Consider the following 20,775-nt stretch of genomic DNA (forward strand, 5'->3'; position numbering starts at 1 on the left):
GCAGGTCTCCCCCGGTCCTGCGGAACCGATCCTGCCGCCGCCCGCGTCTAGGGCTTCGTGCGTCAAGGTACGGACGGCCAGGCCGTCATCCGCTTCCGCGCGGTCGGGGTGTCGCTGCTCCTCGCGCATCTGCTGCTCGTCGGGTGGCTCACCCTGCGTCCGCTGGACGTGCCGTGGATGGACGCCCCCAACCTCTCGCCGTTCGCCGGCATCAGGGCCGATCTGTCGCTCGGCCCGGCCGCCGCGTTCCGCCGGATCGGCGGCGGGCTGCTGCTGCTGGCGCCGCTGGGCGTGCTGCTCCCGATGGCCGGGGGCCGGCTGTACGTGTCCCCGTGGCTGTCGCTGGCCCGTACGGTCGCGGCCGGTGCGCTGATCTCGCTGGCCATCGAGCTGGGGCAGACCGGGGTGGCCGGTCAGGTGGTGGACGTGGACTCGCTGTTCCTGAACACGGCGGGCGTCGCCCTCGCCCATGCCCTGGTGGTCCCGGCGTGCCGGGCGTGCCTGCGCCGGCGCGGCGGACCGGAGCCGCGGGTGGTGTCGCGGGGCGGGCACGAGGCGCCTCAGGGTTCGACCCCGACGATTTCCGGGGTCGGGATGGCCCCGTAGAGCGACGCTTCGTCCGGTTCGTCGCGCGACGATGGAGGTACCGGGAGCACAACGGACTGCTCCCCGCAACGGTTCGCGAAGGAGCCCACCATGGCCGCACTTGCCCGCCCCCGTGACGGACGCATGATCGGCGGAGTGTGCGCAGCGCTGGCGCGGCGTTTCGGCACGTCGGCGAGGACCATGCGCATCATCTTCCTGGTCTCGTGCCTGCTGCCGGGCCCGCAGTTCCTGCTCTACCTGGCGCTGTGGCTGCTGCTGCCCCAGGAGCGGCCGTCCTCCTCGGCCGCCTGGTAGCCGTCCCCCGCACATGCCGGTGGGCGGGCACCCCGAGGGGGGTGCCCGCCCACCGGCATGTTCCGGCTTCGGCTCAGCGGCCGAGCGGCAGACCGTTGGCGGACAGGCCGCTGGTGGTCAGACCGCCGGCCGGCATGCCGCCGAGGAGGCCCTTGACGGGGGTGGTGGCGTCGCCGAGGACCTTGGTCTGGCTGGTGCCGAGGAGCTGGTCGGCGGTGTCCTGGACCGGCAGCGTCGAGGTGGCGTCGGCCACGGCACCGGCGACGGGCAGGAGGCTGGTCGCGGTCTCCAGCGGCAGCGCGGAGGCGGACGCGGTTCCGGCGGCGGCAGCGGCGAAAGCGGCACCGAGTACGGCGACACCGAGAGTCCTGGCGGCAGACTGCTTCATATGACATTCATCCTTGGGGAAGGGGACGTGAGCGGCTATGCAACGTAGCCATCCGCAGCCCCGCTCCGCAAACATCCGCCCCTACGGAAAAACGGCCGGGAAAACCTCTCCCCGGCCGTTCCCCGTACGACTCCGTCAGCCGGCCAACGAGGAAGACACGCTGGTCGCAGCGGTCTGCTCGAAAAGCCATTCGGACTTCAGCTCGGCATATCCGGGCTTGATGACGTCATTGATCATCGCCAGACGTTCATCGAAAGGAATGAACGCGGACTTCATTCCATTGACGGTGAACCACTGCATGTCATCGAGCGTGTATCCGAAAGCCTCGGTCAGCTTCTCGAATTCCTGACTCATGCTCGTACCGCTCATGAGACGGTTGTCAGTATTGACGGTGGTCCGGAAGTGCAGCTTGCGGAGCAGCCCGATGGGGTGCTCCGCGTACGAGGACGCGGCACCGGTCTGGAGGTTGGACGTGGGGCACATCTCCAGCGGGATGCGCTTGTCCCGTACGTAGGAGGCGAGCCGGCCCAGCTTCACGGAGCCGTCCTCCGCGACCTCGATGTCGTCGATGATGCGGACCCCGTGCCCGAGCCGGTCGGCACCGCACCACTGGATGGCCTGCCAGATCGACGGCAGCCCGAACGCCTCGCCCGCGTGGATCGTGAAGTGGTTGTTCTCGCGCTTGAGGTACTCGAACGCGTCCAGGTGCCGGGTGGGCGGGAACCCGGCCTCGGCGCCCGCGATGTCGAAGCCGACGACGCCCTGGTCCCGGTAGCGGTTGGCGAGTTCGGCGATCTCCAGGGAGCGCGCGGCGTGCCGCATGGCGGTGAGCAGGGCGCCGACGCGGATGCGGTTGCCGTCCTGCCGGGCCCGCCGCTCGCCCTCGCGGAAACCCTCATTGACGGCCTCGACCACCTCTTCGAGGGTCAGCCCGGCCTCCAGGTGCTGCTCGGGGGCGTACCGCACCTCGGCGTAGACGACACCGTCGGCCGCCAGGTCCTCGGCGCACTCGGCGGCGACCCGGACCAGCGCGTCACGGGTCTGCATGACCGCGCAGGTGTGGGCGAACGTCTCCAGATACCGCTCCAGCGAACCGGAGTCGGCCGCCTCCCGGAACCAGATGCCGAGCTTGTCGGGCTCGTTCTCGGGAAGCGCGTCGTAGCCGGTCGCCGCTGCGAGATCGACGATCGTTCCGGGGCGCAGACCGCCGTCGAGGTGGTCGTGCAGAAGGACCTTGGGGGCACGCCGGATCTGGTCCGGGCCGGGCACGTGGAGGGTCGGGCTCATCATCCAGGCACTGTAGCGCCTACGCGCGTAGAGCGGGCTAGTCGTTGCATAACGGTACGGTCGAGCCTTCGTGCGCCCCGCTGCGTAACAGACCCCGCGAACGGGGGTGGCGGACCCGCGCCGGTCTGACACTGTGTACGCCATGGCACAGCGCGCACTCCCCCAGCCGGCGGCACGGCTGGGACGGGCCGTCGGAGCGGCGGCCGGAGCATCAACGGTCGGCGGCGTGGTCCTGCTGCTCCCGGACGGCGAGCCCCACTCGCACCGCCGCCCCTCCTCCCTCTCCCACGCCCGCCTGCTCCCGCTGGCCCGCGCCCTGGCCCACGCGGGCCGCGCCGACGGCCTCACCGCCCATGTGGTGCGCTACCGCTGCCGCGGCTGGAACGAGGACGACGCCCACCTCGCGGCGGACGCGGAGTGGGCGGTGGACGAGGCCGTACGCCGCTACGGCGACGTCCCCCTCTGCCTGGCCGGCCACGGCATGGGCGCCCGGGCGGCCCTCCGCGCGGGCGGCCACCCGGCGGTCGGCGCGGTCCTGGCCATGGCCCCCTGGCTCCCCGGCGACCCGTCCGCCGACCCCGAACCGGTGAAGCACCTGGTCGGCCGCCCGGTCCTGCTGGTCCACGGCACCAACGACATGCGCTGCGCCCCGGAGCTCTCCTTCCGCCTCGCCGAACGCGCCAAGAAGGCCAACCGCGACACCTGCCGCTTCGAGGTCCACTCGGACGGGCACGGGCTGCGCCAACACCGCTCGGAGGTCGCCGCCCTGGCCGCCGACTTCGTACGCGGCACACTGTTCGGCCACGCGTACGCCCGCCCGGTGACGGACGCGCTGGCGGCCCCGCCGCCACTGGGGCTGCGGATGCCGCTGGCGGTGGGGTTCGGGGAGTCGTTGGGGGTGGGGTGAGAAGTCCTTACGGGGGAGGCGGCACCCACGCCCACACGACGGAGTCTGCTCGTGCACAACGCGGTGGGGCATCCCCGCACGCGCGGGGCGGGCCCCCGCGACCTGCCGGTCTACCGTCCCCCGGAGCCGTTCCGCGCCACTTTCACTGAAACCGGCCTAGCAGCCCAAGCGGTCGCCGCAGCTCAACCGCTCACCCCCGGCCGAACCGGCGCCGCTTCGCCGCCTTGCTCCATCCTTGCTTCGGCCCCTCGGCGGGCACCGGGGGCTTGGGCGCTGCCTCGTTCGGGCGGTGGATCAGGGTCAGGCCCTCGTGGTCGGTCGGATGCCACTTGTGGTCGTGGGTGCGGAAGGTGAAGCCCTGTTCGTTGTCGGTGGTGTGAGCCAGCAGCGCGCGGCCCTGGTTCGCGTATTCCTGGACCTCCGCCCAGAGCACGTCGCGGATCCTTGCCGACGGGTTGCCGATGAAGACGCCCGCCGAGATCTCCAGGAGCCAGCGCGTGAGGAAGCCACGGAGACCGACCGGGCAGTTGGTGAGCACGATCACCGTCACCAGAACATCTCCTCCGCCTCGCGGGGCTCCGTCCCCCCGTAGTTCCGGCCGGCGGCGACCTCCTCGCCGCCGTCGCTCTGCAGCGTGACCACGTCCCGTTCGACGCCGGGGGCGACCGCGCCCAGCAGGTTCTTGATGTCGTCCACGCACCGGTCCAGCAGCGAGGTCTCGTTGATGCGGTCGCGGAGGGCCCGCCGGGTCCGGGATGCCACGTCCTCCTCGCTCTCCGCAGCCACGTCGAAGGCGAGCGGGATGCCGAGTCCCGTCTTGTACAGGTCGGCTATGGCGAGGACGAAGGAGAGCTCGTGGCCGGAGTGGACGAAGCCCAGGGCGGGGCTGCACCCGAGGGACGACACGACCGCGTGGGCCACTCCGTACATGCACTGGGCCGCAGCGGTGATCGCCTGGTTGACCGCGTCACCGGCGGTGAAGTCGCCGGGGACGTACCGACGGCCCCTCCAGCGGATGCCCGTACGGGCCGCTTCGGCCCGGTAGCAGTCCTTGACCCGGCGGCCCTCCCGGCCGAGGAGCCCTTTGCGGGTGAGTCCGTCGGGGTTCTCGTCCGGGAAACGCAGCCGGTACATCGCACGGGCCACGGACAGACGGCTGCGGGGGTTCGCCCACTGGACCGCCTGTGCCTCGGCAAGGGCGGACGAGCGGGTCAGCGCACGCCCGCCCGCGTAATACCGCACGCCCTGCTCACCGACCCAAGCGACGGCGGCACCGGTCTCGCCCAGGACGCTCATCGCCTGGTGGGTGATCCGGGTGCCCGGCCCCAGGAGCAGGGTGCCGATCGTCGCCGAAGGGATGTGTGTCGCGCCTTCCGCGTCCTCAGCGGTGATCGCGTTGGCGTCCCGGTGCACCACGCAGCGCTCCAGGTAGATGAAGGACAACCGTTCGCCGGTACGGGTGAGGTGGCGAGGGGTGAGAGCGGCGCGCTGGGAGACCGTGGCCACCGGATCATTCCGTTCCGGTGAGCGGTGCCAGCGTCAGCAGGCCGCAGCCGTACGCCTTCGCCTTGCCGAGCCCGCGTGTGAGTGTCCGCCGGAAGGCGACCGGGTCCGTCACTTCCAGGTGGCCGTCGAACGTCACCGTCACGATGCTGACGCGTCCGGCCCGCTTCCCCTCGCCTCGTCCCTTGTCGAAGGCGAGGCCGCGACGGTCGCCTACCGTCAACCGGTACCGGTCGCCGTGGTGACCGTGACCACGGTGCGTGGTCCCGGCCGGCAGCAGCCGTTCGCTCTGCGGCTTTTCGACGACATGGAAACCGCAGCGCTCCTGGCGGTCGAGAAGCCACCCCATCTGGTGCACGGGGGTGAGATGTGCGGTGCGCTTACGGGGCTCGTCCGGCTTCCGCCGTATGTCGTGGACCGGGTTCGCGGTCAACCGGAACGCCCACCGCTGCCCCTGGGCCAGTCGGTCGAGGAAAGGAGCGTACGGCCGCGTCTGCCAGCCCGGGGACTGGGCATCGGCAACCGCGGGCCAACCCGCCTGCTCCACCAAGTGGGTCAGATCGGGCCGGTCGGGGCTGACGACATACAGCAGTACCTCGGCGCGCGCGTTCTCGTCGAGGCGCCACAGCACCCGAGGGCCGCCGGCAGCGTCAGCCGCCTCCGTGGGCAGGAGTCCCGGGAACGACGCCATGACGGCGGCGTGCAGCACCTGGGGGGAGGACAGCAGACGGCGTGCGCCCGTGCGCGCGGTGTTCATGCGGAAGCGGGTCAGGAACATCAGGCACTCTCCTCCAGGGCGTCGAGCGGCTCGTGCCGGGGCCGTACGGCCTGTCGGGGCACGGCGTCCGGATTGGCGACCGTCACCGTCCTGCTGACCACCGTGCGCAGAGCGTGCCGGCGTTGCTCGGCGGCGAAGCTGAGTGGTTGATCACGCTGGTAGTCGGCGTCTGTCTCCTGCTCTTCGGCCTCTCGGAGAACGGTCAGCGGCACCGTGGCCTTGCCCTGGTACTGACGGCGGTACCAGGCGGCCGCCTGCCACGGCTCGTCCGCCAGCGCCTGGTGAAGCGAGTCCCCGTCGCGTACGCCCAACTCCACCGGCTGCGCGGGCGGGCAGGAGCGGCGGCCGAGGAACGGCGGATACACCGGAGCCCGCAAGGACGCGTGCAGGTGGGTGAGCAGACCGGTCTCGCCTGCCACTGCCGCCACGAACACCGCGTCGGCCAGGTAGAAGCGTTCGGACAGCGGCATGGAGGTGCCGGTGACCGCGTGATGCGCCGTCTGGAAGTCCCTTACACGGCTTCCCGGTTGGTCGATCCGAACACCGAACCTCAGGCTGCTGAGGGCGGCCAGCGCCGCGTCGTCGCCCCGCTCCATGCCTGCCGCCGCCGCGAGCAGACCGATCACTCCGCTCTTCGTGGGCGCCGACTCCGTGGTGCGGCGAGCGAAGCGGGCGGACGAACCCCAGGACTGCAAGGGGCCCGCCAGCCTCAGGGTCAACACGCTCATTCCGGCTTCTCCAGGCGCTCGGCGACGGCCTGTCCCACCGAGGCGACGAGTGCGCCGAGGTTGGAGGACTCCGTGCCGATGTCCGCGAGCTTCCGGGTGTTCGGGCCGACGCGGAGCACCCACGTGAGGGTCGACCCTTCGTCACCGTACGCCCGCTCGACGTCCGGGATGTACTCGGCGAGGCGTGCGCACGCCTCGGACATGTGACCGCCGAGGTCTCCTCGTACCGGCTCCTCGAACGCCGCGACGAAGCTGATGGGACGGGTGGTGCGGAGCTTGACGACGACGGCGTCGGGCAGCGTGTGATGACCGAACGTGTTGATCTTTCCGGTGGGCAGGGATTCGATGAAGCCGTGTACGAACGCCTCGGCTGCCCGGCGCACCGGGGTGGCCCTGGACTCGTCCTCCTGCAGCCCCTCCCCCAGGTTGGCCGCCAGCTGGTGGATGCCGAGGGCCGCGTAGCGATAGAGCGTCGCGGAGTTGAAGTCGACGGTGCCGATCATTCCGGCGCCCGGCTCGGTGTCCTTGTTGTGGTCGTCCACCGCCGTGTAGTAGTCGGACTCGTTGTCCACGCGGTGAACGCTGATGGCGTGGGCGACCTGCACCGCCGCGTCCACGTTGAAGTCGGTGGAATCCGCGACCATGCGTCCGAACAGCGCGATGTCGACCGAGTGCCGGGTGTCCGCGATCTGCTTCACCCGGGCCTTGTTGTCCTTGTCCTTCAGGAACTCGGCGATGTCGGCGGCGCCTTCGACGGCGAACCGGGCCAGCCCGTCGAGCTGACGGGCACTGAGGAAGACCAGGTACTTGGCCTGTGCCGCCGCTTCCCGCGTCTCCTCGTCACCGGCGTCCTCTGCCGTCGACTTCTTCCCGGAGCCTTTGCGCTTGGGCACTTCGATCTTGAGCCCGGTGGCTGTGATGACCGCGGCCGCCAGCTCCAGGGCCTCGGGCTCGGGGATGGCCCCGTCCTGCTCGTGAATGCGGTCGGCCAGAATCTCGACCACCTTTTTGGTCCGGACGCCCAGTTCGCTCGGGTCGAGAAGCTTCTTCGTCTTGAAGTAGTCGCGGGTGGCCTTCTTCCACGCTTGGCTGGATACGCGAGCGCGGGGCACGCCGCCGTACACCGAGGACTTCGGGGAACCGGTGTCGTCACGGTTCAGATTGCTCGGTGGAACGGTCTGGAGGGCGTGCACATCGAGGTAGAAACGGTTCACGAGACGTCCTTGTCGTACGAGCTGATGTGTGGAGGCTGTCGGGCCGGGTCGACGGAATGCCGGCCGTTCGAGGAGTACGGGCCGCGTGGACGCGTCAGTCGTCCGCCGGCGCATCGCCGCCGGGCTTCTGGCCGTCGTCCTCCTTCTCCCCCTGCCAGGCGTGAAAGGACCGCCCCCATTCCCTGCGTACCTGGTCGGGGCCGTCGGGCCACTGCCAGGTGTAGAGCTGCCCGGCCAGCAGCACATAGTCGAGGGAGAACCGCTCGCGGCGCAGGAGCAGAACGATGTCCCTCAGCCGTTGGGCCAGGATGGTCACGTCGGGCGCCGCACCCGCCCGGACCAGCCGCTTGCGCAGCGGGTCGTCGATCTCACCCGGCTTCATCATGCGGCGCACCCCGGCACCGAGGCCGCGAGGCTTTCCGCGGCTCCCTTGTTCGTGCATCCCCGCTTCCCTGCGGGACTGCTGGTGCAGCGCCCACAGCGTGAGGGCGACATGGAGGGCGTTTTCCGCACGTTCGAGTTCGGCTTCGCTCAGTTCGCGCGCGCCGTCGCAGGGAACGTGCAGGGACGAGGTGTCGATGAGATTCCACAGGTCGGGCACGCGCTCCGGCGCCTGGCCGGCGCCTCTGCGCAGCCTGGCAAGGGCCGCGACCGCGCTCGGAACGTCTTTCAGGTATCCCGGTTGATAGAGGGCGATGCGTTGACCGGCAAGCTGTTCTACCCGCTTGCGGGGCGTGAGCTGAGCGGGGGTGGTGATCGTCGTCATACGTGCCCCTCGGTGGCAAGCGCGGCGGCGGGCGCGACGGCCTCCGGTTCGCCGTCGGTCTCCGTCGTCGGTCGGTCGGGTTCCTGGGCACGGCCCGTGCAGGTGTCGAGCCGGTGGCGGAACCAGTTGCCGGCGAGACCGGCGTTCAGCCATTCCGTACGCGACTTGACCGTGATGAGCACGCCCTGCCAGGCGGCATCGCCGGCCCGGTCGATGAGGCCGTCACCCAGCCGGGACACGATCTCGTGCACCTGTCTCTGCCAGTCGGCCCGTGCCGCGTACGGGTCCGTGCAGCCGTCCATGCCTGCCAGCCAGGTCCGGAAGTGGGTGCCCAGCACGTGGAAGCCCGTGTCACGGGCCGTGGCCCGGGGGCCGTCGCTTTCGGTACCGGCGGCGCGGGCGAGGTTCGTCGCGAGGTCCCCGAGTGCCATGACGGCGTTCTCGGCGTCGGTCACGGCGCTGATCGCCTGCTCCGCGTATTCGCTCTTGCGCTCGTGGAGCAGGACGACTGCCAGGGGCACGTGGTCGTCGACGACCTCGTCGATCACTGACTGCTGCGTCCCGTACTGGGCGCCGACGATCCGCGCCCTGACCAGGTAGCCCTCGTCCAGCTCGCCGTCCGTCACCAGTTGCGCGATCCACTCGAAGAGTCTGGGCGGGAGGTAGTCGGCGGCTTCCGCGCCCTGTGCGGGTGCGCCCCTGTTGGCGATCAAGGATCCGAGCCCCCGCCATGCCGAGCGGGTCGGGTCGTGCTCGCGTGGCATGTAGGCGGTCGCCTCGCCGTGCTTCTTCTCCTGCGTCCTGCTGCGTCGCCAGGCGGTCATCGGCTCGCAGCCGTGCTTGTTGCGGGCGGTGAGCGGGTCTCCGTAGCCGAGAACCACGCCGTGGACGCCGTCGCCATCCGCATGCAGCAGGATGCGCCGGGTCTGCCAGGTGTAGAGGTCGCGGACGCCGGTGGGACGGCGTACGGGCTCGGCGCCCGGGCCACATGCCGTGCGTCGCCAGGCGGGGAGGTCGTCGCCGGCGTCCCAGTCGCTGAGGCCGACCGTGACCGCGGGCGCCACCATGTTGAGCAGAAGCGTCTCCCGCAGCGTTTCCCCCTCGGCGAAGACACCTCCCAGGGTGCCCGCCCAGCCCACCCCGAGCGGGTAGACCTTGCCCTTCTTGGCCCGGTCGTCGCCCACGACACCGGTCTTGATGCCGGACGTGTCGTACGCGTGCGCGTGCACGATCCAACGGGCGGCCTCGGCGTACGTCAGCCGGTCGGCCCCGGGCATACGAGAGCTGAAGAACGGTGCCCCGTTGGGCACGTCGGCCACGATGCGGTTCAGGGGCGAGACCTCGCCCTTCGCCGTGTGCAACCCGGCCACCTGGAAGAACGGCGTACGGGCGTGGAAGAGGTCGAAGCGTCCGCGATGCTCGTCGAGGTAGTCCCCGACCGGTGCGAAGCAGTCGTCATCGGCCCACAACTCCGCCCAGTGGTCGGTGTCCCCTGGTCCGTCGAGCGCATCGTGGGCGACGGCGAGCAGGAGCCGTAACAGGGCGAACTCCTGGGTGGGCAGGTCTCCGACGATCCGGCGCACCTCGTGGGCCTCGCTGAACACCTCCCGCAGCGACATCTCGACGTGTTCGCCATCCAGGCGCAGAACCGGAATCCACGGCTCCGATGTGAGGTCGAACGACAGCGCGCGGGCCGCGTTTTCATCTGTGTCAGTCACGGGTCACCTCAAGGCCGTCGCTCTCGCTGTAGCTCAGGGAAAAGCCTGCCAGGTGGGTCTGACAATCCTCGTCGAGCGCGAGAATCAGCTGGCCGGAGAGCCAGTGGCTGTCCTTCGCCTGCCAAGCGGGTACGTACAGTTCCTCCAGTTCGGCGATGGCCCGCTCCATGACGCCGGCGTACGAGAACTGCATCGGCAGCCTCAGCCCGCAACTCGCCGCCGCACGCGCCGCCTGCCGGGTCGGCACCTGGTCCAGCGGGAGTTCCAGGTTCCCGAGGGGTCTACCGTTCCGGTCCGGTCCGAGCCAGGGAACGGTGGTCAGCGCCCCGTCGGCCCGCCGCCGCACCACCAGGACCTCCAGGCCGTCCCTGGTGTCACGGACCTGGGCGCGCCCGGCCGGGCTGTCGTCGGTGTCACCCACCCCGGCGGCGACCCATCCGAACAGCGGTCGGCCCGGCGCACCCACCTTGCCCAGCCGGAACACGGCCGCACGCTCGGCCTGGTCGGCAAGGTGCCGCTCGCGATGCCAAAGGGCGTCGGCCATCGCGTCCGCCCAACCGGCGGGCACCTCGGCGTCGTCCGCGTACGCGCCCTGGACGAGCGGGCAGATGTCGTCGGGCAGCCGTACGGGACGTTCTGCACCCTGCTTGAGGTGCGGCAGGAGCACCGCGGCCGATCGCAGCAGCGCGTACGCCCCGTACACGGCGACCGACCCTCGTACGGGCACGGGCACCTCGGCCTGCCAGTCGGCGCCGGTGACCAGGCAGCGTGCGCGTCGGAGCCGCTCGGGGCGGTTCCGCTGGCCCTCGCCCCGCCGGTGCCGGTGCAGGCGGCCCATGCGCTGGAGCAGGAGGTCGACCGGGCAGAGATCGGTGACCAGCAGGTCGAAGTCCACGTCGAGGGACTGCTCCGCGACCTGGCTGGCCACGACGATGTGCGGACCGGCCGGACGGCCCTGCGCGGCGCCGGGCGGCCCGAAGCGCTTGAGGAGACCGGCGTCCTTGGCGGCCCGGTCGACATCGATGAAGCGTGAGTGCGCCACCGTCACGTTCTCGTCGCCGAACGTGGCCCGGAGCGCCTTCGCGGTCTCCAGGACCCGGGTGACGGTGTTGCGCACGACGAGTGCGCAGCCACCTCCGTCCAGTTCGTGGGCGAGACGCCCGACGAGGGCGTCCATTCCGTCGTCGAACGGTTCCAGTACGACGTCCGTGCCACGGCCGGAGGCACCGGGGCCGCGCATGACCGGCGAACCCCCGGGTGTCACGGCGGTCAGCAACGGGTAGGCCGTGGCCTCGGCCACGTCCGCGAACGCCTCCGGCGTACCGTCCGTTCCCGCGTACGCCTCGACGAGTTCGCGCCGTCTGCGGGCGGGAAGGGTCGCGGACAGGATCACCACGGGCACCCCGTACGCACCGAGCCAGGCCAGCACCCGGTCCAGGTAGACACTCATGTACGTGTCGTACGCGTGCGCCTCGTCGATGACGACGACCTTGCCGGCCACAGCGAGGTGACGCATCGCCAGGTGACGGCTCTTGAGGCCGGCGAAGAGGAGCTGGTCGATGGTTCCGGCGACGAATGACGCCAGCATGGCCTTCTTGCGGCCGCGCAGCCAGGCGTGCGCGACGAACCCTGCGGGTGCGGCGTGCCGCGTCTCCTCGGCGTCGAGATCGACGGCGACGATCCGCTGGTGGATGTCACGCATGAGGTCGGCGAAGCGCTCGTTCAACGCGGCTTTGGAGTGCGCGAGGAGCACGGTGTGTTCGGCGTCCCGGGTGGACGGGAGCCGTTCCAGCCACTCCAGGAGGCGGGGGAACATGGCGTTGCCGGTGGCCATGGTGGGAAGGGCGAAGAAGACTCCGCCGGCCCCGGAGCGGGCGGCGAAGATCTCGGTGACGGCGAGCGCGGCTTCGGTCTTGCCCTCGCCCATGGGTGCCTCGATCACCATCAGCCCCGGCCCGCCCATGGAGCGGGCCAGCTCGATGGCGGCTTCCTGCACGGGGCGGGCCTTCGCCCCCTCCGGCAGTCCGAAGCGGGAGCCGATGAGCTGCTGGGCGTCCTCGATGGGGTCCGGCGGGGACCAGGGGGCGGGCAGATCCAGCCCGCGCCAGGCGGCGGCGACGCGCTCCTCACCGCTACGGACGGCGTCCTGCGGGAAGTACGGAAAGAGGTCGGCGTTGCTGGCGATCCAGTCGGCGACGATCACGAGGGAGGTGAGCAGCACCTGTGCGGTCTGCGGCAACCGCACCTCCCGCCAGGCGGCCAGCCGGTCCCGTACGCGGTACTCGTCGGCACACGCGTCGAGCAGTTCGTCCTGTACGCGCTGCCAGGCGGCGCGACTTGGGCCCGGGCTGCGTAAGAGGTGCCCGTGCCTCTGCAGCGCGGTGATCTGCCCGGGCTCCGGGGGCACGCCGTGGTGCCCGCCGACGACGACGGTCAGTTGCCCGACCTGCTTCCTGGCCCAGCCGTGCCGCTCCCGCAACCACTCCCCCAGCAGCGCCTGGCCGGCCAGCCCGTGCGGGGCGATCCTCCGGTCCGGGCCGAGGGCCTTGGCGGAGCGCATCTGCAACCCGGCGTCCCGCATGCGGTCGGCGAGCGGATCGACCTGGCAGGCGAAGGCGGGCGTGGCCTTCCCGATGTCGTGGACCCCTGCGAGCCAGACCGCGAGCCGCCGCCCGTCGCGCAGCCCTTCCGGGAGCTCCGAGCTGATGAGCGCCCGAACGTTGGCCGGCAACCACGCGTCCCAAAGCAACCCGGCGACCGCTGCGCTGTCCTCCATATGCCGCCACAACGGCAACCACCCGTCGGTGCCCCGGTCGTGCTTGGCCCACACGGTGCGGGCGGGGGCGGTGAGCCTGGCGCGGAGGCCGGGGTGGGGGGTGGAGTGGCTTGCGGTGGTCATGGGTCATGGATACAGGAGGGGGTCCCGGCGAGATGTTCATACGATGAAAATTGGAGAGGTTAAGGGGTAGTTGTCACGAAGATCCTGCGGCAGCGACGGGCAACGTCTATGATGCCCTCGCGACTTGGACAACTTGATGAGTCAATGGGCAACTTGGGGCGGTTATGCCGGATTCCTCGAAAGTGGTCAGAAACGACCTCCTCGCCGAGTAACGTCGCAGGTCACGCAGGCTGCTCCCCGCACGCGCGGGGATGGTCCCCGGCACGAAGTCCGGACGCACGCACGAGCTGTCTGCTCCCCGCACGCGCGGGGATGGTCCCGATGCGAATACTCGGTTGACAGATCCCGTCTGCTGCTCCCCGCACGCGCGGGGATGGTCCCGACTCGGTCGTGGTCGGTGCGGCCACGTTCTCCTGCTCCCCGCACGCGCGGGGATGGTCCCGACGGCAAGCCGGGCCGGTACCGGCTCAAGGGCTGCTCCCCGCACGCGCGGGGATGGTCCCGGCACAAGGCGAAACGCCAGGGCCGCGAGCGCCTGCTCCCCGCACGCGCGGGGATGGTCCCGGCGTCATCGTCACGGTGACGCCGGGGCTGCTTCAAGTCGGCCGCCGCCCCTGAGCACTGGATCCGAAGACCACGCGGGGAACCCCACCCCCGAAGAACCGGCGCACGCGGCGCCCCCTCACCCCGGCAGCAAACTCCCCCGCCGCCCCAGCAGGAACTTCTTGAACGCCGCCACCGGGGCCGTGTCCGGGTGCCCGTCCAGCCAGGCCACCCCGATCTCGCGCACCGCCCTCGGGGCCGTCACCGACAGTTCCACCACGCCTGGGCGGGCCACCGCCGGGGGTGGGAGGAGGGCCACGCCCAGGCCCGCCGCGACCAGGCCGCGCAGGGTCTCCGCCTCCTCGCCCTCGAAGGCGACGCGGGGGACGAAGCCCGCTGCCGCGCAGAGGTCGTCCGTGATGCGGCGGAGGCCGTAGCCGGGTTCCAGGGTGACGAAGGTTTCGTCGGCGGCTTCGGCGAGGCGGATGCGGCGGCGGGTGGCGAGGGGGTGGTCCTCGGGGACGACCAGGCGGAGCCGCTGTTCGTCCAGGCGGCGGGTGACCAGGTCGGGGGCGTCCGGGACCGGGGAGGTGAGGCAGAGGTCGAGGCCGCCGGCGCGAAGGCGTTCGATCATGGCCTCGCCGTAGTTCTGGACGAGCTGGAAGCGGACCCGGGGGTGGTCGGCCCGGAAGGCGCGGATGAGGGCGGGGACGGTCTCGGAGCCCATCGTGTGGAGGAAGCCGAAGGCCACCTTGCCCGCGGTGGGGTCGGCGTCGGCGCGTACCGAGTCGGCGGCCTTCTCCACCTCCGCGAGGGCGCGCTCGGCCGAGCCGAGGAAGGTGCGGCCGGCCGGGGTCAGGGAGACCGTGCGGCCCTTGCGCGCGAACAGGGCGACGCCCAGGTCGTCCTCCAGGCGCACCATCGCGCGGGAGAGGGTGGACTGCGGGACGCCCAGTTCCTGGGCGGCGCGTGTGACGTGCTCGTGGCGGGCGACCGCCTCGAAGTACGCGAGGCGCGGTGCGAGGACCGCGCGGATGTCTTCTTCGTAACTGCTCGGTGACAGCCGGGGCTGTGAGCTGCGTTGATGCGCCATGGGATTGATTATTCGCTGTTTGTGCATTGGACGCATGAATCCGGCGCGGCCTACGGTCGTCGCATGCCTCCCGCCAGTACCGGGGCGTCCACCCTCACCGTGGCCGCCTCGACCCAGTCGTCCCCCGTCGCCGACACCGCCGACCGGCTCGAACCCGGGCGCCCCGGCTACCGCCGGATGAGCTTCGCCCTCTTCGCCGCCGGTGTCGCGACCTTCGCGCTCCTCTACTCCACGCAGGCGCTGCTGCCCGCCGTCTCCGCGTCCTTCGGCGCGACGGCGGGGCAGGCGAGCTGGACGGTGTCCGCCGCGACCGGCGCGCTGGCGCTGTGCGTGCTGCCGCTGAGCGCGCTGTCCGAGCGGTTCGGACGGCGGCAGATGATGACGGCCTCGCTGGTGATCGCGGTGACGGTCGGGCTGTTCGTGCCGTTCGCGCCCTCGCTGGGCACGCTGATCGCGCTGCGCGCCGTGCAGGGCGCCGCGCTCGCCGGGCTGCCCGCCTCCGCGATGGCGTTTCTGGCGGAGGAGGTGCGGCCCAAGGCGCTGGTCGCCGCGATCGGGCTGTTCGTGGCAGGGAACAGCATCGGCGGGATGAGCGGCCGCATCCTCACCGGCTGGATCGCGCAGCTGTGGGGCTGGCGGGCGGCGCTCGGCGCGGTCGGGCTGCTGGCCGTGGCCTGCGCGGTCGTCTTCCACTTCATGATGCCGCGTGCCCGGCACTTCACCCCGGGCACGCTGAACCCGAAGGCGCTCGCGCGGACCGTCGGCGCGCACCTCGCCAATCCGCTGCTGCGGCGGCTGTACGCGATCGGCGCGCTGTTCATGACGGTGTTCGGCGCCGTGTACACGGTCATCGGATACCGGCTCGTGGAGGCCCCGTTCAGCCTGCCGCAGGGCATCGTGGGCTCGGTCTTCCTGGTGTACCTGGTCGGTACGGTCTCCTCTGCCGCCGCCGGACGGCTGGTCGCCCGGCTGGGGCGGCGGGGCGCGCTGTACCTCGCGGTCTCGACCACGGCCGCGGGTCTGCTGCTCTCGCTGGGCGACGCGCTGGCCGCCGTGCTCCTCGGCCTGGTGCTGATCACGGCCGGCTTCTTCGCCGGGCACGCGGTCGCCTCCTCCTCGGTGAGCCGTACGGCGACCACGGGCCGCGCCCAGGCGTCGGCGCTCTACCAGTCGGCGTACTACCTCGGCTCCAGCGCGGGCGGCACGCTCGGCGCGGTGGCCTTCCACGCCGGCGGCTGGGCGGGCACGGTCGCGCTGGGACTGCTCGCGGTCCTCGGAGTCGTGTCCGTCACGCTGTACGGGACCCGAGCCGCCCGCGCCGAACGGCTGCGGCCCGCCGCCGTGGCGCCCGTACAGAACTGAGACATTCGGCGCACAACCAGCCGCTCCCCTTCGCGCGTCTAGCAGGCGGAATCACCGCGGTGCGTGCGAAGGGGAGTTGGCGTACATGGGAGTCAGGAAGAACATGCGGAACATATGGGGCGTTACGGGCGTACGGGCGCGGAGAGGGCTCGTCCTGTCCGTCGCGGGGCTGACCGCGGTGCCGGCGTTCGTCCTCGGTACGGGCACCGCCGCGCAGGCGGCGTCCTGCACGACGTCCACGGGTCCGTACCAGAAGCAGGTCGAGAAGTACCTGCACCTGAAGGTGGACGGCAAGCAGTCGGCGGCCGACTGCAAGAAGATCCGGTCGTTCCAGAGCACGTACGGCGTCACTCCGACCATCGGTTACGCGGGGCCGGTCACCTGGCGGACGATGCAGACGCTCACCGCGCAGAAGGCGGCCGGCAAGAACCCGAACAAGGCCGGGAAGTGCCCGACCAACAAGGGGCGCATCGCCTGCGTCGACCTGACGCGGCAGATCAGCTGGATCCAGGACGGCAAGAAGCTGAAGTTCGGGCCGGTGCCGGTGCGGACGGGGCGGGACACGTACGAGACGCGGACGGGCGCCAAGAAGATCTACTGGCGCCACAAGAACCACGTGTCGTCGATCTACCACGTGTCCATGCCGTACTCGCAGTTCTTCGACGGCGGGCAGGCGTTCCACGCGGTCGGCGTGAAGATGTGGAACCCGCCGGGGTCGCACGGCTGCGTCAACATGCGCACCTCGGACGCGAAGTCATACTGGAACCTGTTGAAGAACGGCGACGACGTCTACGTGTACGGCCGCAAGCCGGGGACCTGACGGCTGCCGCTCGCCCGCCCCGTTGTCAGTGCCCCGCGGTAGCTTCCGAAGTGCTGGATGAAGTGAGCGGTGTCACGGCACGACAGGGTGGATCGGCGATGAGTGAACTGACAGCGGCGGCAGCGGGTCCCGGCGCCGGGACCGGCGCGTCGGGCGACATCGACAGCCGTCTGGAAGGACACCGGGTCGAGCTGACCGGTTACTGCTACCGGATGCTCGGCTCGGCGTTCGAGGCGGAGGACGCGGTCCAGGACACGCTGGTACGGGCCTGGCGCAGCTACGACAAGTTCGAGGGCCGCTCCTCGCTGCGGTCCTGGCTGTACCGCATCGCGACCAACGTCTGCCTGGACATGCTGAACGCGGGCAAGCGCCGGGCCCGGCCGGTGGATCTGACCGGGCCGACGCCGCTCGCGCAGGCCGCGCTCAACCCGCTGCCGGAGAACGCCTGGCTGGAGCCGATGCCGGACGGCCGGATCATCCCGACGACCGACGATCCGGCGGAGGCGGCGGTGGCGCGCGAGTCGGTGCGCCTCGCGTTCGTCGCGGCGCTCCAGCACCTGCCGCCGAAGCAGCGTGCGGTGCTCATCCTGCGCGAGGTGCTGGCGTGGAGGGCCGCGGAGGTCGCGGAGCTGCTCGGCACCTCGGTCGCCTCGGTCAACAGCGCCCTTCAGCGGGCCCGGGCGACCCTGACCGACCACGAGTCCGTGGCCGCCGACGCGGCGGACCCCCTGGACGAGCGGCAGACGGCCCTGCTCGAACGGTACGTGGCGGCGTTCGAGGGCTACGACATGAAGGCGCTGACCGCCCTCCTGCGCGAGGACGCGGTGATGACGATGCCACCGTTCGACCTGTGGCTCCGGGGCCACGAGGACATCACCGGCTTCATGACGTCCCTGGGCGCGGGCTGCGCCGGCTCCCGCCTGGTCGCGACCTCCGCGAACGGCGCCCCGGCCTTCGCCCATTACAAGCCGGACCCGGAGGGCCCGGGCTTCGTCCCGTGGGCGCTCCAGGTCATCGACGTCCGGGACGGCGCGATCACGGGTCTGCACTGCTTCCTGGACACGCCTCGGTGGTTCCCGCTGTTCGGCCTGCCGGACCGGCTGGAGGCGGACGCGGAGTGAGGCGGCGCCTGGGGTGGGGGCTCGCCGCGGGGTGGGTGGTGCTCGCGGGCGTGGGGTGGGGGGCCTCGCAGTGGCTCGGCGAACCGGCGGCCACGTCGGGCCCGGCGCCGGTGTCCCCGCCGTCGTCGGCGGCCGATCCGGGGCCGCAGCCCGAGTTCGACTGCGCGGAGGCGATGCGGGCCACACCGGGCCCGGCGGCCTCCGCCGGGGGCCGTTCCCGGCAGGTGACCTGCGACTTCGCGGTGGTGGAGCGCTGACCGGGGGCGCCCGGTCAGGCTGCGGACGCCCGCCCTCGCGCGGCGGGTGCCCACGACTGTCGCGCACCCGCCGGCCGACTACTCGTCCCCCTGGGTGAGGAAACCCCCGAGTCCCACGAGCTCCAGCAGCGCCCGCAGTTCCGGCGGGGTTCCGCGCAGGCGCAGCCCACAGGCGTTCACTCTGCGTGCTGTCAGGGAGAGACGGGCGATCGCCTCGACCGTCGTCAGGTCGGGGTGGAGGACGCCGCTCAGGTCGCAGTACACCGCGGTGGGGTCCGGCGAGGCGCTCAGCAGGGTTTCCAGGTCGGCGCACAGGCGGGGGACGGCGTCGCGGGTGAGGTGGCCGGAGACGATGAGCGCGGCCGGGGGCGGGGCTTCCATACCCTGGCAGACCCGGGGCCGCGCCGGAACTCACCGCACCGGGCCGGCCCGTCTCAGCTGACCGGGAAGATTCCCGTGTCCAGGTCGAGCCCGAACGGGTCGGGCAGGGTCAGCTTGTCGCCGTACCCGACCGTGGCCGGCTGCCGGTACGTGCCGTTCCCGGGCTTCCCGTACAGCGTGGCGGCGGGGCGGCCCGAGTGCCAGGGGTCCAGCAGGAGGAAGAGCGCGACGCCCGCCTGCGCGTAGCCGTGCACCTTGCCGATGCGGTCGTGGTTGGCGTTGTGCTGCGAGGTGATCTCGACGACCAGCAGCGCTTCCTCGGCGGGGACGCGGTTGCCCGGTCCGCTCGCCACGGCTCTCGGGACGACCACGAGGTCGGGGATGTAGAGCCCCGCCCGGCCGGGGACCGAGACCACGAGGGTCTGGTAGATCCCCTAGTCCTCCGGAATCACGGAGTAGAGCCTGCGCTGGAGCAGCTCGGCAGTGGTGTTGTGGTCCTTGGACGGTGGCGGCGACACAGTGACGATCCCCTCGAAGATCTCCACCTTGCAGCCCTCCGGCGCGTCCGCCTCCTCCCAGATCCGGACGAGGTCGTCCCCCTCCTGGCCCTGTCCCGGGCCCGGCGCGGGATCGACGGTGAGTGCGCTCATGGCGGTCTCCTCTTATCGGCGCGTCGCCGAGTCCAGCATGCCGAACGGGACCGGTGGCAGTCCACCGGTCCCGTTCACCCGTACGAGGAAGCCGCAGGTCAGGCGATACGTTCCCGCACCACCGGGGTCGCCGTGTACGCCGTGCCCGCGGGCTCGATGTCGTAGGCGTCCGGGAGCGCCTTGAGGGCGTAGTCGAACTTCTCCGGGGTGTCCGTGTGCAGCGTCAGCAGCGGCTGGCCGTCGGTGATCACGTCGCCGGGCTTGGCGTGGAGCTCGATGCCCGCGCCGGCCTGGACCGGGTCCTCCTTGCGGGCGCGGCCCGCGCCGAGGCGCCAGGCGGCTACGCCGATGTCGTAGGCGTCCAGGCGGGTCAGGATGCCGGAGGACGACGCCCTGATGACGTGCTGCTCGCGGGCGACCGGGAGCGCGGCGTCGGGGTCGCCGCCCTGGGCGGAGATCATGCGGCGCCAGACGTCCATCGCGGAGCCGTCCTGGAGGGCCTTCTCCGGGTCGGCGTCCTTGAGGCCCGCCGCGTCCAGCATCTCGCGGGCGAGGGCCAGGGTGAGGTCGACGACGTCCTTCGGGCCGCCGCCGGCCAGGACCTCGACGGACTCGCGGACCTCCAGGGCGTTGCCGGCGGTGAGGCCGAGCGGGGTGGACATGTCGGTGAGCAGGGCGACCGTGCGGACACCGCTGTCGGTGCCGAGGGCGACCATCGTGGAGGCCAGCTCGCGGGCGTCGTCCAGGGTCTTCATGAAGGCGCCGGAGCCGACCTTGACGTCGAGGACCAGGGCGCCCGTGCCCTCGGCGATCTTCTTGGACATGATCGAGCTGGCGATGAGCGGGATCGCCTCGACCGTGCCGGTGACGTCGCGCAGCGCGTACAGCTTCTTGTCGGCGGGGGCGAGGCCGTCGCCCGCCGCGCAGATGACCGCGCCGGTGGTGTCGAGGACGTCCAGCATCTCGGCGCCGGTGAGGTGGGCGCGCCAGCCGGGGATGGACTCCAGCTTGTCGAGGGTGCCGCCGGTGTGGCCGAGGCCCCGGCCGCTGAGCTGGGGTACGGCCGCGCCGCAGGCGGCGACCAGCGGGGCGAGCGGCAGGGTGATCTTGTCGCCTACGCCGCCGGTGGAGTGCTTGTCCGTGGTGGGGCGGGAGAGGCTGTCGAAGTTCATCCGCTCGCCGGAGGCGATCATCGCGGCGGTCCAGCGGGCGATCTCCGTACGGTTCATGCCGTTCAGCAGGATCGCCATGGCCAGTGCGGACATCTGCTCGTCGGCGACCTCGCCGCGGGTGTACGCGTCGATGACCCAGTCGATCTGCTCGGGGGTCAGCTCGCCTCGGTCCCGCTTGGTGCGGATGACGGAGATGGCGTCCATGGTCTGGCGTCCTTCCGGCCGGTACGTACGGTGCGCGTGAGCCCTGTTGACTCTACGCGCATAGAGGGGAAAAGAGGCGCCGGG

The 20,775-nt window shown here is 71.4% G+C and carries 20 protein-coding genes, 1 pseudogene and 1 CRISPR repeat array; of the genes and pseudogenes, 7 read left to right on the forward strand and 14 right to left on the reverse strand.

All coding sequences use genetic code 11. From position 1 onward, the window contains the following. The first annotated feature begins 57 nt into the window (after positions 1–57). Both G3I41_RS27335 and G3I41_RS27340 read left to right on the forward strand, forming a co-directional pair. Positions 58–606 (forward strand): VanZ family protein, encoded by a 549-nt coding sequence (locus tag G3I41_RS27335; RefSeq protein WP_164403038.1) that lies wholly within the window; start codon positions 58–60, stop codon positions 604–606. A 90-nt stretch (positions 607–696) separates the two neighbouring features. Continuing rightward, entirely contained in the window at positions 697–900 is a 204-nt protein-coding gene (locus tag G3I41_RS27340) for a PspC domain-containing protein (RefSeq protein WP_164403039.1), read from the forward strand. Between the two features lie 73 nt (positions 901–973). On the opposite strand, the gene G3I41_RS27345 is transcribed toward G3I41_RS27340, so the two are convergent. Both G3I41_RS27345 and G3I41_RS27350 read right to left on the reverse strand, forming a co-directional pair. Further along, entirely contained in the window at positions 974–1,288 is a 315-nt protein-coding gene (locus G3I41_RS27345) for a hypothetical protein (RefSeq protein WP_164403040.1), read from the reverse strand. A 135-nt stretch (positions 1,289–1,423) separates the two neighbouring features. Beyond that, positions 1,424–2,578 carry an adenosine deaminase gene (locus G3I41_RS27350; RefSeq protein ID WP_164403041.1) on the reverse strand — a complete coding sequence of 385 codons (1,155 nt, stop codon included), beginning with the start codon at positions 2,576–2,578 and terminating at the stop codon, positions 1,424–1,426. A gap of 223 nt (positions 2,579–2,801) precedes the next feature. On the opposite strand from G3I41_RS27350, the gene G3I41_RS27355 reads away from it, so the two are divergent. Then, positions 2,802–3,482, forward strand: coding sequence for a prolyl oligopeptidase family serine peptidase (locus G3I41_RS27355; protein ID WP_164403066.1), 681 nt, complete (start codon positions 2,802–2,804; stop codon positions 3,480–3,482). Between the two features lie 190 nt (positions 3,483–3,672). Here G3I41_RS27355 and cas2e read toward each other — a convergent pair whose 3' ends face one another. The 9 genes from cas2e to G3I41_RS27400 all read right to left on the reverse strand — a co-directional run bounded on the left by cas2e (position 3,673) and on the right by G3I41_RS27400 (position 14,724). Beyond that, positions 3,673–4,032: a type I-E CRISPR-associated endoribonuclease Cas2e gene (gene cas2e / locus G3I41_RS27360; RefSeq protein ID WP_164403042.1), complete on the reverse strand. Its 360-nt coding sequence runs from the start codon at positions 4,030–4,032 to the stop codon at positions 3,673–3,675. Further along, positions 4,029–4,988, reverse strand: a complete 960-nt coding sequence (cas1e, locus tag G3I41_RS27365) for a type I-E CRISPR-associated endonuclease Cas1e (RefSeq protein ID WP_164403043.1) — start codon at positions 4,986–4,988, stop codon at positions 4,029–4,031. The genes cas2e and cas1e overlap by 4 nt, the downstream gene beginning before the upstream one ends. 4 nt (positions 4,989–4,992) lie before the next feature. Further along, positions 4,993–5,763, reverse strand: coding sequence for a type I-E CRISPR-associated protein Cas6/Cse3/CasE (gene cas6e / locus G3I41_RS27370; protein WP_164403044.1), 771 nt, complete (start codon positions 5,761–5,763; stop codon positions 4,993–4,995). Further along, positions 5,763–6,491 (reverse strand): type I-E CRISPR-associated protein Cas5/CasD, encoded by a 729-nt coding sequence (gene cas5e / locus G3I41_RS27375; RefSeq protein ID WP_164403045.1) that lies wholly within the window; start codon positions 6,489–6,491, stop codon positions 5,763–5,765. Before cas5e ends, cas6e begins: the two co-directional genes overlap by 1 nt. After that, positions 6,488–7,705, reverse strand: a complete 1,218-nt coding sequence (gene cas7e / locus G3I41_RS27380; protein ID WP_164403046.1) for a type I-E CRISPR-associated protein Cas7/Cse4/CasC — start codon at positions 7,703–7,705, stop codon at positions 6,488–6,490. The genes cas5e and cas7e overlap by 4 nt, the downstream gene beginning before the upstream one ends. Positions 7,706–7,799: 94 nt before the next feature. Then, the gene (gene casB, locus G3I41_RS27385; RefSeq protein ID WP_164403047.1) at positions 7,800–8,471 is read right to left on the reverse strand and encodes a type I-E CRISPR-associated protein Cse2/CasB; all 672 of its coding nucleotides are present in this window, start codon (positions 8,469–8,471) and stop codon (positions 7,800–7,802) included. After that, positions 8,468–10,189, reverse strand: a complete 1,722-nt coding sequence (casA, locus tag G3I41_RS27390; protein WP_164403048.1) for a type I-E CRISPR-associated protein Cse1/CasA — start codon at positions 10,187–10,189, stop codon at positions 8,468–8,470. Before casA ends, casB begins: the two co-directional genes overlap by 4 nt. Then, complete coding sequence (gene cas3 / locus G3I41_RS27395) at positions 10,182–13,088, reverse strand: CRISPR-associated helicase Cas3' (RefSeq protein WP_164403049.1); 2,907 nt, start codon at positions 13,086–13,088, stop codon at positions 10,182–10,184. The genes casA and cas3 overlap by 8 nt, the downstream gene beginning before the upstream one ends. A gap of 230 nt (positions 13,089–13,318) precedes the next feature. Continuing rightward, positions 13,319–13,653: a CRISPR direct-repeat array (repeat unit 29 nt; unit sequence CTGCTCCCCGCACGCGCGGGGATGGTCCC). A gap of 117 nt (positions 13,654–13,770) precedes the next feature. Continuing rightward, entirely contained in the window at positions 13,771–14,724 is a 954-nt protein-coding gene (locus G3I41_RS27400) for a LysR family transcriptional regulator (protein ID WP_164403050.1), read from the reverse strand. A gap of 63 nt (positions 14,725–14,787) precedes the next feature. Between G3I41_RS27400 and G3I41_RS27405 the strand changes: the two genes are divergently transcribed. The 4 genes from G3I41_RS27405 (at position 14,788) to G3I41_RS27420 (ending at position 18,284) form a co-directional block, all read left to right on the forward strand. Further along, the gene (locus G3I41_RS27405; protein WP_164403051.1) at positions 14,788–16,086 is read left to right on the forward strand and encodes an MFS transporter; all 1,299 of its coding nucleotides are present in this window, start codon (positions 14,788–14,790) and stop codon (positions 16,084–16,086) included. Between the two features lie 103 nt (positions 16,087–16,189). Next, positions 16,190–16,906, forward strand: coding sequence for a L,D-transpeptidase (locus G3I41_RS27410; RefSeq protein ID WP_164403052.1), 717 nt, complete (start codon positions 16,190–16,192; stop codon positions 16,904–16,906). Positions 16,907–17,004: 98 nt separating this feature from the next. Beyond that, the gene (locus G3I41_RS27415; RefSeq protein WP_164403053.1) at positions 17,005–18,027 is read left to right on the forward strand and encodes a sigma-70 family RNA polymerase sigma factor; all 1,023 of its coding nucleotides are present in this window, start codon (positions 17,005–17,007) and stop codon (positions 18,025–18,027) included. Beyond that, positions 18,024–18,284, forward strand: a complete 261-nt coding sequence (locus G3I41_RS27420) for a hypothetical protein (protein WP_164403054.1) — start codon at positions 18,024–18,026, stop codon at positions 18,282–18,284. Before G3I41_RS27415 ends, G3I41_RS27420 begins: the two co-directional genes overlap by 4 nt. Positions 18,285–18,362: 78 nt before the next feature. Here G3I41_RS27420 and G3I41_RS27425 read toward each other — a convergent pair whose 3' ends face one another. The 3 genes and pseudogenes from G3I41_RS27425 to G3I41_RS27435 all read right to left on the reverse strand — a co-directional run bounded on the left by G3I41_RS27425 (position 18,363) and on the right by G3I41_RS27435 (position 20,691). Then, positions 18,363–18,665, reverse strand: a complete 303-nt coding sequence (locus G3I41_RS27425) for an STAS domain-containing protein (RefSeq protein WP_164403055.1) — start codon at positions 18,663–18,665, stop codon at positions 18,363–18,365. Between the two features lie 53 nt (positions 18,666–18,718). Then, positions 18,719–19,315, reverse strand: a pseudogene (locus G3I41_RS27430) (Uma2 family endonuclease). Between the two features lie 98 nt (positions 19,316–19,413). Next, a complete protein-coding gene (locus G3I41_RS27435) occupies positions 19,414–20,691 on the reverse strand; it encodes a thymidine phosphorylase (protein ID WP_164403056.1) in 1,278 nt (425 codons plus the stop codon). Positions 20,692–20,775: the final 84 nt, after the last annotated feature.

The organism is Streptomyces sp. SID9727 (assembly GCF_010550605.1).
Classification (GTDB): domain Bacteria; phylum Actinomycetota; class Actinomycetes; order Streptomycetales; family Streptomycetaceae; genus Streptomyces.

Excerpts from the sequence above, each read along its gene's own strand:
- G3I41_RS27340 (WP_164403039.1), top strand. The coding sequence starts at position 697 with ATGGCCGCACTTGCCCGCCCCCGTGACGGACGCATGATCGGCGGAGTG.
- G3I41_RS27345 (WP_164403040.1), bottom strand. The coding sequence starts at position 1,288 with ATGAAGCAGTCTGCCGCCAGGACTCTCGGTGTCGCCGTACTCGGTGCC.
- G3I41_RS27350 (WP_164403041.1), bottom strand. The coding sequence starts at position 2,578 with ATGATGAGCCCGACCCTCCACGTGCCCGGCCCGGACCAGATCCGGCGT.
- cas6e (WP_164403044.1), bottom strand. The coding sequence starts at position 5,763 with ATGTTCCTGACCCGCTTCCGCATGAACACCGCGCGCACGGGCGCACGC.
- cas5e (WP_164403045.1), bottom strand. The coding sequence starts at position 6,491 with ATGAGCGTGTTGACCCTGAGGCTGGCGGGCCCCTTGCAGTCCTGGGGT.
- casB (WP_164403047.1), bottom strand. The coding sequence starts at position 8,471 with ATGACGACGATCACCACCCCCGCTCAGCTCACGCCCCGCAAGCGGGTA.
- cas3 (WP_164403049.1), bottom strand. The coding sequence starts at position 13,088 with ATGACCACCGCAAGCCACTCCACCCCCCACCCCGGCCTCCGCGCCAGG.
- G3I41_RS27400 (WP_164403050.1), bottom strand. The coding sequence starts at position 14,724 with ATGGCGCATCAACGCAGCTCACAGCCCCGGCTGTCACCGAGCAGTTAC.
- G3I41_RS27405 (WP_164403051.1), top strand. The coding sequence starts at position 14,788 with ATGCCTCCCGCCAGTACCGGGGCGTCCACCCTCACCGTGGCCGCCTCG.
- G3I41_RS27410 (WP_164403052.1), top strand. The coding sequence starts at position 16,190 with ATGCGGAACATATGGGGCGTTACGGGCGTACGGGCGCGGAGAGGGCTC.
- G3I41_RS27415 (WP_164403053.1), top strand. The coding sequence starts at position 17,005 with ATGAGTGAACTGACAGCGGCGGCAGCGGGTCCCGGCGCCGGGACCGGC.
- G3I41_RS27425 (WP_164403055.1), bottom strand. The coding sequence starts at position 18,665 with ATGGAAGCCCCGCCCCCGGCCGCGCTCATCGTCTCCGGCCACCTCACC.
- G3I41_RS27435 (WP_164403056.1), bottom strand. The coding sequence starts at position 20,691 with ATGGACGCCATCTCCGTCATCCGCACCAAGCGGGACCGAGGCGAGCTG.